Origin of the sequence: Alcanivorax sp. IL2 (assembly GCF_047495475.1) — a bacterium.
Taxonomy (GTDB): domain Bacteria; phylum Pseudomonadota; class Gammaproteobacteria; order Pseudomonadales; family Alcanivoracaceae; genus Alcanivorax.
The window spans coordinates 675,175-689,253 of record NZ_CP179932.1 but is presented as its reverse complement, the minus strand read 5'-3'; the positions used below and the strand labels follow the sequence as shown (position 1 = coordinate 689,253).

General features: G+C 61.0%; 9 protein-coding genes. 5 read left to right on the top strand and 4 right to left on the bottom strand.

Translation table 11 applies throughout. From position 1 onward, the window contains the following. Nucleotides 1–217 precede the first annotated feature (217 nt). The 3 genes from ACMG4N_RS03115 (at nt 218) to ACMG4N_RS03105 (ending at nt 2,591) form a co-directional block, all read left to right on the top strand. Nucleotides 218–763 carry a TRAP transporter small permease subunit gene (locus ACMG4N_RS03115; protein ID WP_297767847.1) on the top strand — a complete coding sequence of 182 codons (546 nt, stop codon included), beginning with the start codon at nt 218–220 and terminating at the stop codon, nt 761–763. Then, on the top strand, nt 763–2,133 hold the full coding sequence (locus ACMG4N_RS03110; RefSeq protein ID WP_297767844.1) for a TRAP transporter large permease: 1,371 nt from the start codon (nt 763–765) through the stop codon (nt 2,131–2,133). Before ACMG4N_RS03115 ends, ACMG4N_RS03110 begins: the two co-directional genes overlap by 1 nt. A gap of 62 nt (nt 2,134–2,195) precedes the next feature. Next, on the top strand, nt 2,196–2,591 hold the full coding sequence (locus tag ACMG4N_RS03105) for an acyl-CoA thioesterase (RefSeq protein WP_035249705.1): 396 nt from the start codon (nt 2,196–2,198) through the stop codon (nt 2,589–2,591). Nucleotides 2,592–2,813: 222 nt separating this feature from the next. Here the strand turns inward: ACMG4N_RS03105 and ACMG4N_RS03100 are convergent, their stop codons facing one another. Together ACMG4N_RS03100 and uvrD are read right to left on the bottom strand one after the other, a co-directional pair. Then, on the bottom strand, nt 2,814–3,959 hold the full coding sequence (locus ACMG4N_RS03100) for a TRAP transporter substrate-binding protein (protein ID WP_273009165.1): 1,146 nt from the start codon (nt 3,957–3,959) through the stop codon (nt 2,814–2,816). A 110-nt stretch (nt 3,960–4,069) separates the two neighbouring features. Beyond that, entirely contained in the window at nt 4,070–6,232 is a 2,163-nt protein-coding gene (gene uvrD / locus ACMG4N_RS03095; RefSeq protein ID WP_273009167.1) for a DNA helicase II, read from the bottom strand. Nucleotides 6,233–6,415: 183 nt separating this feature from the next. On the opposite strand from uvrD, the gene ACMG4N_RS03090 reads away from it, so the two are divergent. After that, on the top strand, nt 6,416–9,295 hold the full coding sequence (locus tag ACMG4N_RS03090) for a GGDEF domain-containing phosphodiesterase (RefSeq protein WP_297767835.1): 2,880 nt from the start codon (nt 6,416–6,418) through the stop codon (nt 9,293–9,295). 168 nt (nt 9,296–9,463) lie between these two features. Here the strand turns inward: ACMG4N_RS03090 and ACMG4N_RS03085 are convergent, their stop codons facing one another. Continuing rightward, on the bottom strand, nt 9,464–10,444 hold the full coding sequence (locus ACMG4N_RS03085) for a hypothetical protein (RefSeq protein WP_035245589.1): 981 nt from the start codon (nt 10,442–10,444) through the stop codon (nt 9,464–9,466). Nucleotides 10,445–10,530: 86 nt separating this feature from the next. Here ACMG4N_RS03085 and ACMG4N_RS03080 point away from each other — a divergent pair, with 86 nt between their 5' ends. Further along, entirely contained in the window at nt 10,531–11,376 is an 846-nt protein-coding gene (locus tag ACMG4N_RS03080; protein ID WP_297767831.1) for a metal-dependent hydrolase, read from the top strand. A gap of 284 nt (nt 11,377–11,660) precedes the next feature. Here the strand turns inward: ACMG4N_RS03080 and ACMG4N_RS03075 are convergent, their stop codons facing one another. Continuing rightward, entirely contained in the window at nt 11,661–13,958 is a 2,298-nt protein-coding gene (locus ACMG4N_RS03075) for a mechanosensitive ion channel domain-containing protein (RefSeq protein WP_297767828.1), read from the bottom strand. Nucleotides 13,959–14,079 lie beyond the last annotated feature (121 nt).

Below are 14,079 nucleotides of genomic sequence, written 5' to 3'. Positions count from 1 at the left end.
TTTGCAAACCAGTTCATGTTTCAGCACAGCGCATGCTAGAGAGGGTTTATGACAGCAACATTACAGGATCATTGCGCCCCTGTGATCTGTCAGTTTTACCGGCAATCCCGCCCGATACTCTGGTTCTAGCCGGCAGCCCCCGTATAATGCGGGTTTTCGCGGGATGCATCCGTATCACAGATGGCACCGGAGCCAGTCTCCCGGGGCACAGGTTTTTATGACACAACAACTATTACGCTGGCAGCAACGTCTGGCCGGTTTTACCACCCTGGTGGGCCGCAGCAGCGCCTGGCTGGCCCTGCTGCTGGTACTGGGCACGGTGCTGGTGGTGGTGCTGCGTTATGGCTTCGGCATCGGCAATATCGCCCTTCAGGAATCGCTCACCTATCTGCACGGCAGCCTCTTTATGCTGGCAATTGCCTATACCCTGGCCGAGGACGAGCATGTGCGCGTGGATGTGCTCTACCAGCGCTTCAGCCCCCGGGGCCGGGCCTGGGTCAATCTGCTGGGCACCCTGTTCCTGCTGTTGCCGGTGTGTGCGGCCATTTTCTGGCTGTCGCTGGACTATGTGATCAGTAGCTGGCGTGAGCAGGAAACCTCCGCCAATGGCGGCCTGCCTTTTGTCTATTTGCTGAAAACCCTGCTGCTGATCCTGCCCGCCCTGCTCACCGTGCAGGCTCTGGCGGAGCTGTTGCGCCACAGCCTGACTCTGCTGGGGGCAGTACCGCCAGCGCCCCAGGACCATCCCGGGGAGGGCCTGTGATGGAATGGGTTCCCCTGCTCATGTTTGTGGTGGTCTGCCTGGTGCTGCTCAGCGGCTACCCGGTGGCCTTTGTACTGGGCGGCACCGCCCTGTTGTTCGCCGCCGCCGGCATGGTGACCGGCACGTTCAGCCCGGCGGACCTGACCTTTGTGCCCAACCGGCTGTTCGGCATCATCGACAACACCACCCTGATGGCGGTGCCACTGTTCGTGTTCATGGGGGTGATGCTGGAGAAATCCCGGGTGGCGGAAAAGCTGCTGGCCAGCATGGGCCAGCTGTTCGGCGGCCTGCCCGGCGGCATGGGCGTGGCCATCATTCTGGTAGGGGCGCTACTGGCCGCCAGCACCGGCATCGTCGGCGCCACCGTGGTGACCATGGGGCTACTGTCGCTGCCCACCATGCTGCGTCAGGGCTACCAGCCGCAGCTGTCCACCGGGCTGATCTGTGCCACCGGCACCCTGGGGCAGATCATCCCCCCTTCCATTGCGCTGGTGCTGCTTGGCGATGTGTTGGCCAACGCCTATCAGGAAGCCCAGCTCAAGCAGGGGCTGTGGTCCCTGGACACGGTGTCCGTGGGCGATCTGTTTGTCGGGGCGCTGATTCCCGGCCTGATTCTGGTGGGCCTGTATCTCTTGTATGTGGTAGCCATCAGCCTGCTGAAACCGCAGTGGGCACCCGCGTTTCAGACCAATGATGGCGAGCCGCGCGGCTGGCGCCCCCTGCTGGGCGGCCTGATTCCGCCGCTGCTGCTGATTGCGGCGGTGCTGGGCTCCATTCTCACCGGCAAGGCCACCCCCACCGAAGCCGCCGGCGTGGGCGCGTTTGGTTCGCTGTTGCTGGCGGCCGGCAACCGGCACCTGAACGGACAGATTCTCGGCCAGGTGGTGCGCGCCACCAGCCGGGTCACCGCCATGGTGTTCATGATCCTGATCGGCGCCAGCCTGTTTTCCCTGGTGTTTCGCGGTTTCGGTGGCGAGGAAGCGGTCCATGCCCTGTTCGAGAGCCTGCCCGGTGGGGTGATCGGCGCCACCCTGCTGGTGATGCTGCTGATCTTTCTGCTCGGCTTTATCCTCGACTTTATCGAGATTACCTTTGTGGTGGTGCCCATTGTCGGCCCGGTACTGCTGGCCATGGGTCTGGACCCGATCTGGCTGGGGGTAATGATCGCCCTGAACTTGCAAACCAGTTTTCTGACCCCACCCTTCGGGTTTGCCCTGTTTTACCTGCGCGGCGTAGCGCCGCCAGAGGTAAAAACCGCGCAGATTTACCAGGGCGTGATACCTTTTATCATTATCCAGCTGCTGATGCTGGGTATACTGGCGCTGTTCCCGGAACTGGCCACCTGGCTTCCTGATCAACTGTACGGGTAAATGAATTTCGGCGCGGCTGTGTATAGACTCCAAACCGGCTCAAAATATTACGGATAACAAACATGACCGATAACACCGACGACATGCCCCAGCCCATCGGCACCCTGGCCATTCAGACCATCGCCATGCCGCAGAGCGCCAACTGGAATGGCGATATCTTTGGTGGCTGGCTGGTATCGCAGATGGACCTGGCCGGTGCTGTCACCGCCCGCAAGAAAGCCCGTGGCCGGGTGGCCACCGTGGCGATTGATTCCATGGCCTTCCTGCGCCCGGTGCCGGTGGGCGCTGTAGTCAGCTGCTACACCCAGTTGCAGGATGTGGGCCGCAGCTCCATGCAGATTCTGGTGGAAGTGTGGATCCGCGAAGACACCGGCACCCTGTCGAAAGTGACCGAAGGGCATTTCACCTTTGTCGCGATTGATGACACCGGGCGGACCCGGGCGGTGCCAAGGGATTGACCAAGGCCTGCCGCCGTAGGAGCGTCGCTGGCGGCGCGATAGCCCAAAACCTGAAAAGCGGTATTTACCACAGAGGGCACAGAGATCACTGAGGAAAAGAAAGGTTTTTCTCTGTGTGCTCTGTGCCCTCTGTGGTGAAATGGCTTTTGATCCTGGTCTTTTATCGCGCCGCCAGCGACGCTCCTACGGCTGGGGTTCGGTTTTCTCTAGAGCAGTCTCCGCTCAACCCTTGGCTAACTCACTCCGCACGTTCATATACGACTGCTCGGCCACCGCCATGTATTCCACGGATTCGTCGCGGAACCTGCGGTAGGACTCGTACACCTTGCGCGCTTCGCTGTTGTCGGCCACAAGCGCTTCGATCACCTCGTCGCTGGCCTCCTTCAGTGCCTTGAGGACATCATCGGGCAACCGGCGCAGTTTCACCCCGTGCTTGTTGACCAGCTCCTGGAGGGCCGCGTTGTTCTGGGCGGTGTACTCGTCGAGCATGTCCTGGTTTTCCGACTGGGCGGCGTAACGGATGATCGCCTGCAGGTCCGCCGGCAAGCTGTCCCATACCGTCTTGTTGATGGTCAGTTCCAGAGTCGGGCCCGGCTCCTGCCAACCCGGGTAATAGTAGTACTCGGCGACCCGGTGCAGGCCAAAGGTCAGATCGTTGTAGGGGCCGACCCAGTCCGCCGCATCAATGGCACCGGTCTGCATGGAGGTGAACACCTCGGCACCCGGCAACTGCACTGGCGTGGCACCCACCTTGCCCAGCACCTCTCCGGCGAGGCCCGGCATACGCATCTTCAGACCCTTCAGGTCCTCCACGCTGTTGATTTCCTTGTTGAACCAACCCGCCATCTGGGTGCCGGTGTTGCCACAGGCAAACGGCTTGAGATTGAACTGAGCGTAGAGATCGTCCCACAGTTTCTGACCGCCACCATGGTGCAACCAGCCATTCATTTCCTGGGCCGTAAGCCCGAAGGGGACGGCGGTAAAGAACGGCGTGGCCGGGTGCTTGCCTTTCCAGTAGTAGGCGGCCCCATGACCCATCTCGGCGCTGCCCTGGCGCACCGCATCGAACACTTCAAAGGCCGGCACCAGTTCCTTGGCGCCATAGACCTTGATCTTGATACGCCCGGCAGACATCTCTTCCACCCGCTTGGCAAAGCGGTTGGCGCCAGCCCCCAGGCCGGGATAGTTCTTCGGCCAAGTGGTGACCATTTTCCATTCGTAGGTCTGCTGTTCGGGCTTTTTCTTTTCCGGCTGCGTGCCGGCGGCAGCCTGACCGTCCACGGGCGGGCAATCTTTCTGTTCGCAGCCGGCCAGCGCCAGGCCACCCAACCCCAGACCCAGGGCGGAAACAAATTTACGACGATCCAAGGTAGTTCCTCCGATAAAGGGCGGCAGCACACTGCCGCTTTCGGGTTATTTTTCTCGCCGGATGCCTGAGGCAGGACGCTGGTGTAGCGTCCTGCCTCAGGCATTCGGCGTTATATCACTTCCAGCCGGGCGTACTGGCTGACCAGCCACTTGGTGCCGGCGCCGTCAAAATTGATCTGCAGCCGGGCGTTGGGGCCCTGGCCTTCGAAGTGCAATACGGTGCCTTCGCCGAATTTCGGGTGCAATACCCGCGCGCCCAGGTTGATGCCATTGGACTCGGTTTCCCGAATCGGCCGCGACGCGCCGCCCACCGGCCGGCTGAAGCCGGCCCGGGCGCGGATTTCTTCCAGAAACTCGGCGGGGATCTCGCGCAGGAAGCGACTGGGCGGATTGTGGTTTTCATTGCCGTACAGACGACGGCTTTCCGCATGGGTCAGGTACAACTCGCGCATGGCGCGGGTCAGGCCCACGTAGCAAAGACGCCGCTCTTCGGCCATGCGGCCCGGCTCCTGGCTGGACATCTGGTGGGGGAACAGACCTTCCTCCATGCCACAGATGAACACCGCCGGGAACTCCAGGCCCTTGGCGGAGTGCAGGGTCATCATCTGCACCGCGTCCTCGTGGGCGTCGGCCTGGCCCTCGCCGGATTCCAGAGCGGCGTGGTCCAGAAAGGCGGTGAGGCTGTCCAGTTCGGAGTCTTCATCCTCGTCACCGAATTCCCGGGTGGCAGAGACCAGTTCGCGCAGGTTTTCCAGACGCTGCTGGCCCTTTTCGCCTTTTTCCTTGCCATGGAAATCCACCAGGCCGCTGGCTTCGATCACGTGTTCGGTGGTTTCCGCCAGCGACAGGCCGTCGCACTGCTGCTCCAGCTGCACCACCAGGTTCAGGAACACCGCCAGGGCATTGGTGGCACGAGCGGTAAGTAACTGCTCACTGATCAGCGCCTGGGCCGCCGCCCACAGGGACACGCCACGCTGACGCGCCAGCTCGCGCAGGCTTTCCAGGGTCTTGTTGCCGATGCCCCGGGTGGGCGTATTCACCACCCGTTCGAAGGCCGCGTCCGCATCGCGATGGCTGAGCAGACGCAGGTAGGCCAGGGCATTCTTGATCTCGGCACGCTCGAAGAAGCGCTGACCACCGTAAATGCGGTAGGGAATGCCGGCCTGCAAAAAGGCTTCTTCCAGTACCCGGGACTGGGCGTTGGAGCGGTACAGCACCGCCATTTCCCGCCGTGCGGTGCCTTCCTGAAACAGCTTCTCCACCCGCCCGGCAATAAAGCGGGCTTCGTCCACTTCATTGAAACCGGCATAGAGGCGAATCGGGTCGCCGTCGCTGCCCTCGGTCCACAGTTCCTTGCCGAGCCGGTCGGCATTGTTACCGATCACGGCGTTGGCGGCTTTCAGGATGGTGCCGGTGGAGCGGTAGTTCTGCTCCAGGCGAATGGTGCGGGTATCCGGGAAATCGCGGCTGAACTTGTGGATGTTCTCGATCTTGGCACCGCGCCAGCCGTAGATGGACTGATCATCATCACCGACGATGGTCACGGCGTTATCGTCGTTGGCCAGCAACCGCAGCCAGGCGTACTGGATGCTGTTGGTATCCTGGAACTCGTCCACCAGAATGTGCCGGAAGCGGCGCTGATAATGGCCACGCAGGCCATCGTTATCGCGGAACAGCTCCAGCACCCGCAGCAGCATTTCGTTGAAATCCACCAGGCCACTGCGCTCGCAGGCTTCTTCGTAGCCGAAGTAGATCTTCTGCATGGTCTGCACGAACAGGTCGCCATTGGCGTCCATGTGCTTGGCACGCAGGCCTTCATCCTTCTGACCGTTGATAAACCAGGTGGCCTGACGGGCCGGCCAGCGCTGCTCGTCCAGCCCCAGTTCCTTGATCACCCGCTTGATCAGACGAATCTGGTCATCCGCATCGATGATCTGGAACCCCTGGGGCAGGCCCGCTTCCTGCCAGTGGGCGCGCAGCAGGCGATGGGCAATGCCGTGGAAGGTGCCCACCCACATGCCGTCGGCGGACATGTCCAGCAGCTGCTCGATACGCCCGCGCATTTCGGCAGCGGCCTTGTTGGTAAAGGTCACCGCCAGAATACCGAACGGCGAGGCCTGCTCGGTGGCGATCTGCCAGGCGATGCGGTGCACCAGCACCCGGGTCTTGCCCGAGCCGGCACCGGCCAGCACCAATAAATGTCGGTCATCGGCAGCCACCGCATCGCGCTGGGCCGGGTTCAGGCCATCAATAAGGGAAGTTACGTCATCCATGGCGCGGGAGTTTAGCAGAATGTCCGCTGGCGCGATGCCTGCATACTGAACCCGGCCAGAGGAATCCCTGTGACATGGCAATACGCCACTATCGATAGTGAGATGGCGGTTTCCCTTGGCATCGCCGATAGGTAAACTGACAAAGAAAAACACTCGGCTAAAAGCCAGAGGATAATAATCAAGGTGTCTTCGCAGTCTCCGCAAACCCGAACCGCTCCGCCGTTCAATGGCGTGGTCACTGAACAGTGCCAACTGTTACTCAGTGGCATTGCGGTACTGATGCTGCTGGAAATCGCCAGTGCCGTCACACTGGTATGGGCCTACTGGAGCACACCCATTCCCCGCCAGCACCTGCTGATCTGGCTGGGCCTGGTGGCTGCCGTTCAGGTCGGCAAGATGATCGCCCTGCCCCTCTGCCATCGGCGTCTGCGCGACGACCTGGCCACCCCCCATTGCCGTCGCATTCTTTCTGCCATCGCCCTGAGCACCCCGCTAATCCTGGGCGCGGCCGGTTACCTGTTCAATCCACTGGATACCCTGTTTGCCAGCGACATGCTGGCCGCCCAGCTAACCATTGCCTGCCTGGGACTGGGCCTGAGCACCATGGCCCTGGCCGCCTATAGCAGTCACTTCCCCACCGTTTTTCTATATCTGCTGATGCTGCTCGGTCCCGGCATGCTGCGGCTCTCGGAAACCCAGGCCCATGGCCAGCTGTCGCTGATGCTGCTGATGTTCCTGTTGGCGCTGTTCTTCCTGTTCGCCGCCCGACGCATCAATCAGACCGGCCACCAGGCCATGATGCTGCAGGCCAGCAACCGCTCGCTGATCGACTATCTGAACCGGGCTCGCAGCGACGCGGAAGCACTCAACGAGAAGCTGGCCCAGGAAATCTACGAACGCAAGGAAGCCCGCCAGCGCCTGCAGGAAACCAACGAGCGACTGGAATCCATGGTGCAGGAGCGCACCCGGGCCCTGGGCGAAACCAACCAGGCCCTGGCGGCCACCGGTGAACGGCTGGAACTGGCGCTGGAAGCCAGCAATATCGGCCTGTGGGACTGGATGCTGGATACCGGTCGCAACTACCACACCAACTTCGACCGCCTGCTGGGCTACGACGGCGCCTACTTCAAGAACTTCTTTGGCGATCTGGAAACCCTGGTTCACCCGGAAGACCTGACCCGCATCCGCCGCGCCATGGTGTCCCACTTCAAAGGCCAGGATGACCGTTACCATGCGGTGTATCGGCTGCGCCATGCGGATGGCAGCTGGCGCTGGATCGAGGACGAGGGCCGGGTGGTGACATGGTCTGATCAGGGCCGCGCCCTGCGCATGATCGGCACCCGCCGGGATATCACTGAAGACCGCCAGAGCCAGGAGCAGCTCAGGCTGGCCGCCACCGTCTTCGACAACGCCCCGGAAGGCATCTTCATCCTCGACCACAAGTTCCGTTTCCTGGCGGTGAATGCGCGCTTCGAACAGATTACCGGTTACAGCGAATCCATGGTGCTGGGCAAGCAGGTGCTGGATCATCAGGAAACCGCCGCCAACCGCGACACCTACAAGATGATTACCGCCGCCCTGAAAGAGAACGGTTTTTGGGAAGGGGAAATCAACGAGACCCGCCGGAATGGCGAGCCCTTCCCGGAATGGCTTCAGGTCAGTGCGGTTCGCGACGAACACAAAAAGGTGATCCGCTTTGTCGGCATGATGTCCGACCTGACAACCCGCAAGGAAACGGAACAGCAGCTACAGTTCCTTTCCAATTACGATCGCCTCACCGGCCTGGCCAACCGCACCCAGTTCCGCGAACACCTGCACAAGTCCCTGACCCTGGCACGACTGAACCGGGAAAAGGTGGCGCTGCTGATGATCGACCTGGACCGCTTCAAACCAATCAACGAATCCCTGGGCCATGAAATCGGTGACCGTCTGCTCAAGGCCGCCGCCGAGCGCATGGGCCAGCACGCCGGTGGCGAAGAAAATCTCGCCCGGGTGGGCGGTGACGAATTCACCTTGCTGCTGGAAAACCACGGCGGCGAAGGGGCCATCAGCCAGCATTGCCAGAAGCTGATCAATGCCATGAAGAAGCCCTTCATGATTGATGGCCACGAACTGCTGCTAGGCGCCAGCGTTGGCATCAGTGTGTTCCCGGACACCGCCAAGGAAGCCCAGAGCATGATCAATCAGGCAGACATGGCGGTGTACCAGGCCAAGCGCAGCGGCGGTAACAACTTCCAGTTCTACCGCAGCAACATGCGCGTGGCCTCGGTGGAACAGCTGGCCCTGGAAACCAGCCTGCGCAAGGCCATCTTCAAGAACGAATTCGTCGTCTATTACCAGCCGAAGATGGATCTGGCCAGCAACCGCATTACCTCAGTAGAAGCGCTGGTACGCTGGCAGCACCCGACTATGGGCCTGCTGCCGCCGGCGGATTTCATACCCCTGGCCGAGGAAACCGGGCTGATCTCCGCCATTGGCGAGCTGGTGCTGGAACGTTCATGCCGCCAGGCCCATCAGTGGTACAAACAGGGGCTGGGCAATATCTGTGTATCGGTGAACCTGTCGGCGCACCAGTTCCGCAAGGGCAATGTGGCCGAGATCGTCGACCGGGTACTGGAAAGCACAGAGTTGCCCGCCCACCTGCTGGAACTGGAGCTCACCGAAAGCCTGATCATGGAAGACATGGAGCAGAACATCGAACTGCTTCAGCAGCTGCGTACCCGTGGCATCGAGCTGGCCCTGGACGACTTCGGCACCGGCTATTCCTCACTGAGTTACCTGAAGCGTTTCCCGGTGGATACCCTGAAGATCGACCGTTCCTTCATCATGGATCTGGACAAGAGCCCGGACGACGCTGCCATCACCCGCGCCATCATCGACATGGCCCACAGCCTGCAGATGAACGTAGTCGCCGAAGGGGTGGAAACCGAAGCCCACCTGAGCATCCTGCGCGACATGCACTGCGACAGCATCCAGGGCTTTTTGATCAGCCGCCCGGTGCCGGAGAAAGAGCTGGTGGAGTTGCTGCATACGCAGGCGTATAGGAAGGCGTTGGATAGTTAACAGTTAATAGTGAACAGTTAACAGCGCGCGGCGATCTCGCCGTGGGGTCTGAAACACAAGAGGCCGCGCCCATATTCTGGGCGCGGCCTCTTGCGTTTCAGATACAGCCCAACGCTGATCGCGTGGCTGTTAACTATTCACTGTTAACTATTCACTGTTAACTGTTCACTAAAGAAGTTCGAGCGTCTCCGGCCGCTGAAAATACCCCTCCAGATGTCTGCGCAGCCACGCCTCAAGCAGACCTTCGGCGCGCAGTTTTTCCATAACCGGGGGCAGGAAGCGGCGGGCGTCGTCGAGCATCAGTTCGCGGGTGACGCCCAATTCGTCCAGCAGGTCCATCAGGGTGGTGTCGCCGTACTTGTCGAAGAAGGCGTTGACCCCGGACTCCAGCATGGCGATGAAGTAGTCGGTATGACGCAGATCGCGCCAGTACTCGAAACCGATCACGAACAATTCCTGGATATCCTCGCTGCTGATCAGTTCGCGCAGCTCGGCAACCGGGCGCAGTGAGAATTCCTGCCAGGCCACCAGCACCAGCTCACGCAACTCGTCCAGGTTTTCATCCCGGTACAGCCAGGGGTCACTGAGCAGTTGTTCAGTGCGCTTGATCAACCACTCCTGCAAACGCACTTCCAGGCTGCCCAGCCAGCGGGCCGGCAGGCGCTTGCGCAGCTGCTCGTGCAGCGCTGGCGGCAAACCCTGGTGCAGCAGGGTTTTCAGCCCCAGCTGGGCGCCACCGGCCAGCAACGCCAGCAGCACCGGGTTACGACCCAACCAGGCCATGCTCTGACGGGACAGGGGAATCTCCAGCACCTTGTCGAGCAGGGCCATGACCACATCCTCGTCCACCACATCACCGATGAGGCGGTCACTCTGGATACCGTGGTCGTAGAACTGCTCCACCATGTCACCGACCAGCTCGGGGATGGCCCCACTGATGTCCATTTCCGCCGCATATTTCTGGGCGGTAATGCGGATCTGCTCGGCGCTGACCCAGTCGTTCAGGGTGTAGCGGGTGGCCACATCCAACGCGTAATCCAGCTCCTGCTCGATCAGCCCGTCCAGCTGCCCCGGCGACAGTGTGGCCAGCAGGTGGTCAATCAGGCCATCCAGTAAACGATTGGCAACTTCCTGTTTATCATGAGCCATTTTTTTCATTTCCCGGTGGAAAAAACTTGCTGTGTGACACAGCAATTGTATCATCGAATGATGTAACAGTTACGGAGGTACGCACCATGGCGATCTCGATTCTTCCCATCCGCCGCAATCTGAAATTCAACCTGAACCCGGCCAAGGCCCTGACCTGGCACCGGGACGGTCTGAATGTCAGCCAGTTCATGAACACCATGAGCCTGTTTTTCCCGGTGGGGGAACGCTTTTTCATCGACAGCGTACGCAATTACCGTGACCAGATCACGGATCCCGAGCTGAAAAAGGCCGTGACTGCCTTTATCGGCCAGGAAGCCATGCACGGTCGTGAGCACGAAGAGTACAACGATTTCGTGGCCCAGGCAGGTATTCCCCTGTACGCCCAGGAAGCCTTCGTGGCCCGCCTGCTGAAAGCCGTGCAGGACTATTCCCCGCAATCCTTCCAGTTGGCCGCCACGGTGGCGCTGGAACACCTGACCGCCATCCTCGGTGGCGGCCTGCTGGATCTGCCGGAAATCCTGGAAGGGGCCGACGACGGCTACAAGGCCATCTGGAACTGGCATGCCCTGGAAGAAACGGAACACAAGGCAGTGGCCTTCGACGTGTACCAGGTAGCCATCGGCGACGACAGCAACCTGGGCGCCTATGCCCTGCGCAGCGGCACCCTGGTGGCCGCCACCGGCATCTTCTTTGCCCTGATGATTCCCTTCTACGTGCACAACGTGCGTATCAAGGGTGGCCTGACCGACCTGAAAGGCTGGCGCGCAGTGGCGAAGCATACCTGGGGCAAGAAGGGTATTTTCCGCAATATCACCAAACCCTGGTTCGACTGGTTTAAGCCCGGTTTCCACCCCTGGGATCACGACAACAGCGAACAATTGAAGAACTTTGACGCCTTGCTGGGCGACCTCCTCAAGGAGGAGGCCGCCTGACGCTTTCCATCACCGAGCTCTCCCTTTTCCGGTGACTCCAGGGTCGGCATTTATGCCGGCCCTTTTTTTTGGCCGCAAACGCCCCGCAACATTGCAAACGCCGGATTGGTGCAGTTCGCCTTAAGCTCAGTGCACCCTACGCAATCAATGGCAACGTTCCGGGATTCAAAGGCAGCATCATCAAAAAGGGCGCAGAGCACAGAGGAAAGGTTTTCCTCCGTGCTCTGCGCCCTCTGTGGTGAAAAAATGATGTTCAACAACGCCTGCCGTGGCAGGCGCCTGTCTTACCCCTCGTTGCCATCCTGAGTAGACACCACCCGCTCGTCGGCCAGGCGGATGTTGCCCGCCGGTGCCTTGCCGTCCCGGTCTTCGCCGAAGTACAGGGTGGTATGGGGGAACGGGATCTCGATGCCGGCCTTGTCGAAGTACATCTTCACCAGACGATTGAAGGCACGACCCACGGCCCACTGGTTCCCCGGCGTGGTCTTGATCACCACACGGATATTCACCGAGCTGTCTGCCAGGGCAGTAACCCCGGCAACCGTCATCGGCGCCAGGATATTGTCCTTGTGGGCCCCTTCCTTGAGTTCTTCGAATGCGGCTTCCAACTGAACGATGGCATCATCGATGCTCTCTCTGTAGGCGATGCCGTATTCGCCCACATGGTTACCAAATTCACGGGTGAAGTTGGACACCGCATCCACCGAGGAGAACGGCACGATGTGGTAGGTGCCGTACAGATCCCGCAGGGCCACCGAGCGGATCCCCACCCGGTCCACGGTACCGGAATTGCCACCCACGCTGACGAAATCGCCGGTGTTCATGGCATTCTCCAGTTGAATGAAGATCCCGGTGATCACGTCCTGAACCAGCTTCTGGGCACCAAAACCAATGGCCAGACCCAGCACACCGGCGCCGGCAATCAACGGACCGATCTCGATACCGATCTCGGACAGCACGATCATCGTCGTCATGATGATGATGGTAATGGCCATGGTGGTATGGAACAGCCCCAGCAGTGTCTCGCCGCGGGCTGCCTCGGCAGGAGTGCTGTCCTCGCGTGGGCTGAACTTGTGCTCCACCAGGCTCGCCAGCAGCACCCACACCAGGGCCGCCAGCGCCAGGATAATCAGGATATCGATCAGTGCGGAAACCGTCTGCGCACCCGCCGTAGTGGCATACCAGGCGGCCAGGTCATAGAACTCCCAGGCATCCAGCGACAGTACCACCACCAGGATCAGGATCAGTGCGCGGATCACTTTCAAGCCGGTGGGCACATAGGTGTTCACCCGGGCCTGCAGCCGCGGCATGCTGGCATTGAGACGGTCGGATAGCTGGATTTCCTTGCCGATCAGCTGTCCCAGCGCCACCGACACCAGCAGCCCGACACCCACATAAATCAGGGTCTCCAGTGTCGCCAGTGCCACATAGGGCAACGCCGTTTCCGGGTGCAGCACGGTGACCGCAAACACCAGCAGCGCATAGGCCAGAGCCAACCAGTGCCAGATGCGCGCCAGCAACAGCAGCGACAGACGCAGGGGGCCGTAACTGGCATTGGCACGCTCAGTCAGAGCCTCACGCAGCACCTGCCGCTTGCGGACAATCACGATGGCGGCATAGGCCAGCGCCACCAGCATGATCAGGGTACCAGCCCCACTGCCAACGGCCGGAGACAGGTTGAAGTTGAGCACCGGTACCAACACCAGCATGCCGTAGCCGATCAATCCCGCTTCCCGGGCCAGAAACCGGTTGCAGTAGCGCGCCTGCTCCGCCGCCACCGGCAGCATCCGCAGACCCTCGTACTGGGAGGAAAAGAACATGCGCAGACCGGCCTTGGCCAGCTCCACGATCAGGAAGGCATTCAGGAACAGGGCCAGCCGGGTGGCATCCGCCCCCAGCTGCTCGGTCAGCACCGGCGCCACGAAGGTACCGCCCAGGTAGGCCAGCGCCACCACGATGATATCCAGCAGCGCGGCGACCGCCACGGCCACCGTGGTGCGCAGAATGGCCAGCTTTTCCGAACCGCCCCGGGCCCAGTTGCTGAGCCGGCCAGAGGCGGAACCCGCCAGCATTCGTAGCACCCAGAACACGGCAAAGGTGATCACCACCAGAATGGCCAGATTCAACAACGCAGCGGTGACCGCTTTCATGTCCACCGAAGTGGTGGCAGCCGCTTCTACGGCACTGTCATCACTGACGAACCAGCCGCCAACCAGACCACTCAATGCCGTGAACTGGCGCCCCATGTCACCGGCCAGATTGCCGGTGGCCGCCGCCATGCGGCGGGCCAGGGATACCTGTTCGGCGGTTTGCCCGCTGGGAGACTGGGCAGCAATGTCGCTGACCGGAACCTCACTCTCCAGCCCCAGTGGGGCAGGGTTGGCTGCAGCCTGCAGACCGCGCAGCTGATCGATCAGCTGCTGGCGAGTGGCATCATTCTCCAGCAGCGTCGCCAGCTCTGCATAATCCTGGCCCGAAGAAGGCGCCTCCTGGGCGGGCAATGCTGTCGTCAGCATCACTAACAACAGGGAAAGCAGGGCTGTCAGGCCCCGCAACGACTGGGCTTGATGGCGCACACTCATCTCCTTAGTGCCGGCCTTTGCCGGGTCAACCGCTATGTGTGAAGCATATTCAGACGCACACCTTAACAAGGGAGGCCCGGGAAATTGTGAAGATCACGCGAACGCTCTGTACCGCAATTGT